Consider the following 1,251-nt stretch of genomic DNA (forward strand, 5'->3'; position numbering starts at 1 on the left):
AAGCAGCACAGTATTGGGCACAAAGTGGCTGGACTGAAGATAGCCAGACTCTAGCGCTGTCAGTGTTAGACGATGAATTTGTATTTGATGTATGGCACCGAAGCATGCAGGAAAAGTGTGAGCTTGTTTCTGAAGTATCGATATGCAATGAAGAAATGGCGCTTTTGTACCAAAGCCCGATCTCTACAGTGTTTAGCTTTTCAACTGAAGCAAAGCAAAACACGTTGTTAAATCATCTAATTGAGAGTCAACAGAGAAAACCATGCTTCTGGTGGACAGAAGGCTCTACTCATATTGAATCATGTATGTTTGTTAGCACTGGACTGCCATCTATTGGCCAATTCTCTGCAATGTTAGATGGTCGTTGGCAAAAGTGGAGTTGGTAGGAAGCAAAGAATGAATTGGAATTATTTTACTTTTGCTAAAACTCATGCGGGTAAAGTTCGTCCTTATAATGAGGATGCGTTACTGGATATGACTGAACAGCATATATGGGTTGTTGCTGACGGCATGGGCGGTCATAGCGCTGGCGATATCGCGAGTCAAATGCTGGTCGACAGAATTGCACGCCATATGCAAGATGTGCCAAACACCAATATAGATGATATTCGCGCAGCAGTGCAGCAAGCGAATTTTGAGATCTATCAATATGCTCAAATGAACTTAGATGGAAAGACAATGGGCACAACATTGGTGCTGTTGTTTATTCAGGATGGTTATTACCACTGCCTATGGGTTGGTGATAGCCGCATTTATCAACTAAGAAACGGTACTTTTGTACAAAAAACTCGTGACCATAGCCAAGTGATGGAGTTAGTTGAACAAGGCTTGTTGGCATTTGAAGACGCAGAGTCCCATCCATTAGCCAATGTAATTACCCGAGCTGTTGGGGTTGATGAGATGGTGACGATAGACCAAGTATCGGGACAGCTTGCGGATGGTGACCAGTTCTTGTTGTGCAGTGATGGACTTTCCAAGGAACTAAGCTGTGATGAAATGCATAAAACTCTATGTGCAGATTCAGTTAACCAAGCTGGTTTGGCATTGATGCACTCTGCTCTGGTGCGTGGCGCTAGTGATAACGTGACGTGTGCGCTCATTAAAGTGCGTCAAGAACCTAGTGAGTTTGACTCCGCTAGGCGAGATGATGCGACTATCCCTGTGTTTTTGAGGGGGAGAGTAGGAGTAACACGATGTTTGATTGGTATGAGCAAGTCCTTGCACCAATTTCGGAAGACAATCCGACTGGCA

2 pseudogenes are annotated in these 1,251 nt (G+C 44.2%); both read left to right on the top strand.

The window, feature by feature from the left end:
- Positions 1–386: pseudogene (locus tag R7E00_RS23945) on the top strand (type VI secretion system-associated protein TagF); the annotation flags it as partial.
- Positions 387–396: 10 nt separating this feature from the next.
- Positions 397–1,179 (top strand): annotated as a pseudogene (locus tag R7E00_RS23950) (PP2C family protein-serine/threonine phosphatase); the annotation flags it as partial.
- Positions 1,180–1,251 lie beyond the last annotated feature (72 nt).

This window comes from Vibrio sp. Vb1755, assembly GCF_033338635.1.
Taxonomy (GTDB): Bacteria; Pseudomonadota; Gammaproteobacteria; order Enterobacterales; family Vibrionaceae; genus Vibrio; species Vibrio alginolyticus.